Source organism: Bacteroides sp. CAG:633, from assembly GCF_000435115.1.
Classification (GTDB): domain Bacteria; phylum Bacteroidota; class Bacteroidia; order Bacteroidales; family Bacteroidaceae; genus Bacteroides; species Bacteroides ndongoniae.
On the sequence record NZ_FR883088.1, the window covers coordinates 12,610 to 15,800 of the forward strand.

At 44.6% G+C, this 3,191-nt stretch carries 2 protein-coding genes; both read right to left on the reverse strand.

What is annotated here, in order from left to right:
- Window positions 1-143: 143 nt before the first annotated feature.
- Entirely contained in the window at window positions 144-1,241 is a 1,098-nt protein-coding gene (locus QVP67_RS09300) for a Wzz/FepE/Etk N-terminal domain-containing protein (protein WP_022163292.1), read from the reverse strand.
- A 49-nt stretch (window positions 1,242-1,290) separates the two neighbouring features.
- The coding region (locus tag QVP67_RS09305) for a polysaccharide biosynthesis protein (RefSeq protein ID WP_288180073.1) at window positions 1,291-3,191 on the reverse strand (1,901 nt) is incomplete at its 5' end.

Here is a 3,191-nt window from a genome sequence, read left to right on the forward strand (position 1 = left end):
TTCCCTTCCTGGGTCGCCTGTTTCACATATTCTATCACCTGCTGGTCCGTCATCTTCGTTTGTGCAGATACTTCCGAAACCGCACAACCTGCCAAAAATAACGTGACAATCAGTAAACGCTTCATTTTCATATTCCTTCTTATTCAATTTATAGAACTATTTTTTATTTTTTTCCAACTATCCTCTCCCAACAGAATCCATCCGGCTGTTCCTACAAAAGCCAGGAACAAACATCCTAACAAAATCACCATTTTTCGCGGAGCTACTGGATATAAGGGTACCGTCGCTGGTTCCACCACTGCAAATACCGGTTTGGCTTCCTGTAGTTTTCCCTGTGCCATTTGTAGTTGGGTTGCCATTTGATTGTAAATCTGAAAAGCCAAGTTCATTTCATTCTGCAAGCGCTCTCCTTCTATTTTCGAGCGTTGCGTAAACAGACTTTTATTTTCGTCCACATAATTGGCATATTTTTGTTGGGCCTTATAATACTCAGTTTGTTTCTCTTTATAGAGTTTTTCCCAGTATTCACAGTCACCGGCAGCTTTTTTGGTTCGATAAGCTGTTACATAATCCTGCAATTTCTTAACTACACTATCAGCTACAGTTGCTGCCACTTCTGGATCTTGCATCTTTACTGTAATTGTGGTAAAACCTGTTTTTTTGTCGACACTAGCTTCCATCGTTTTTTTGATAGCTCCAACTTTTCCAGCTTCAGCCATTGTCAATTTAAACGGATTTAAAGTATCTACTTTTACAGTCTCATTTTTGGATGTGAACAGCGAGATAACTCCACCAACCATTTTACCAGGTAAGCCTACTACACTGCTCCACCAAGGACGTTTCACTGTACTCATATATTCATTTAATGCCATTATTGAATCGGAATCTGTAGGTTTCACCGGCATCGAATAAAGTTCTAGTGCAAAGGGATTAGAAGCAAGAATGTCAGGGAATAACAAAATATTTAGCGCATCACTTTCGCTGCTATTTGTAAAACTTCCTAACCCCATCATTGCTGCCATACTTGCTAAGCTACTGCTTGTCTTTCGCATAGATTCTGGTGCCAATGTCACAGTTACGCTATATTCTTTTGGTATACTGAAAGCAATTACAAACCCTACAATCAATGCCCCTCCCAATGTTTTATAAAACATTTTTTTTCTTCTCCAAAGTTTCTGGGCAAGTTCCATCAAATCTATCTCTTGCTCTTCCTTTGGAAGTTTATTTTCCGAATTTTCCATCCTTTTGTTTGCCTATAATTTGTAAGTAAAATAACTCATCTTGTATTCATTAACTTTGAACATTCTCATGTGCATGATCCAGTTCTTCAAATTTCGAGTTCTGGCTGATAAATTCCGGTACAAGCTCTTTCATGGCTGCCACAATCTGCATATCGTCATACGTGTAACTGGTCTTTATCAGGTTTTCAATCTGCACCTTCACCTGATCGTAATCATATTCCCGTACATTGGCAATCATGATTTTCTCGTGATAGGTCGGTTTGGTCAGTTCCTTTACGTTCAACAGTTCTTCGTACAATTTTTCTCCCGGCCGCAATCCTGTAAACTCTATTTTTACGTCCGTTCTTCCCGACAAGCTGATCATTCGTTTGGCCAGATCCACAATTTTCACCGGCTTGCCCATGTCGAAAATGTAGATTTCTCCTCCATTGCCCATGCTACCGGCTTCCAGCACCAACCGACAAGCTTCCGGAATGGTCATAAAGTAACGAATAATATCCGGATGGGTCACCGTCACCGGTCCTCCCCGACGGATTTGTTCCTTGAACCGGGGAATCACCGACCCGTTCGATCCCAACACATTGCCAAAGCGGGTTGTAATAAACTGTGTGCTTTTCCCACCCTGTTTCTGCAATTTCTTGGCCAGACTCTGCACATAGATTTCACAGATGCGTTTCGAGCATCCCATCACATTGGTCGGGTTCACCGCCTTGTCGGTCGAGATCATCACGAATTTCTCCGCCCCGTACTTCACTGCCAGGTCTGCTACCGTCCGCGTACCGTTCACATTCGTCTGAATCGATTCCGACACGTTGTCTTCCATCATCGGCACATGCTTGTAAGCCGCAGCATGAAAGATGTATTGCGGCTTGTATTGACGGAATATTTCTTCCATTCGGGTAGCGTTCGCGACGTCCGCTACAATAGTCACCGCCTTCAGATCCCGCCATTTGTCCAGCAACTCCAGCCGGATGTCGTGCAGCGGAGTTTCCGCCTGATCCACCAGAATCAGCTGATACGGCGCAAAGGTGGCCACCTGCCGCATAATCTCACTGCCAATCGATCCGGCCGCTCCCGTTATCATCACCCGTTTTCCTTCCAGGTGTGAAGCGATTTTCCGTGTATCTATCACGATCGGTTCCCGCTGTAACAGGTCTTCTATCTGCATTTCCTTCAGTTCCGACTGGTTCAGCATCTGTCCGTTCCACTCACCCAGTGGCGGAGCCGTCATCAGTTTCACACCTCCGCTCAGCAGCTGATCCAGCATCTTCGAGTTTTTCAATTCTTCCATCTTGGCAGGCGACACAATGATGGTTCTTGTTCCCTGTTCTGCCATCCGGTCAGCCAGTTCCCCATTGTTGGCATACACCTTTACCCCCATCAGCACCTTGCCGATCAATTCCGGCTCGTCGGCAATAAAACCGCGCAAGATATATCGGTTACTCAGGTTCACCCGCAACGATTTGGCGATGTTCACCCCAATCTCCTTGGCACCGTAGATAAAGACATTCGCCTTATGCTTATAGTCTACATTCAACGATTCGAACAGCTGCTTCGCTATCACACGCGAAATAGCCATCAACCCAAAATTGAACATAAACGCTACCAACAACAGGCTGCATCCCGGCAATCCAACTCTACCCAAATTATTCGTCACAATCCGCAGCACCATCAATACGGCATAAGCTACAGCCAATGCAACGAATATCCGCAAAATATCCACGAACGAGGAGTAACGCAGCACCCCCGAATACGTCTTAAATAATTTGAAGAACACCAGGTTCACGCCTACACACCACAAGACAGCAATGTCTATGTGTTCGATATTTGCCAATACCAACGAAAGGTTATACCTTAACACATAAGCAGCCATACACGAAACAGCTACTATGAACACATCAAACAGCAGAATGGCCCAAATCGGCAAAACCCTGATTGACAGGTAACGTC

Bases quoted from the DNA above. Each gene is read 5' to 3' on its own strand.
- QVP67_RS09300 (WP_022163292.1), bottom strand. From the start codon at position 1,241: ATGGAAAATTCGGAAAATAAACTTCCAAAGGAAGAGCAAGAGATAGAT.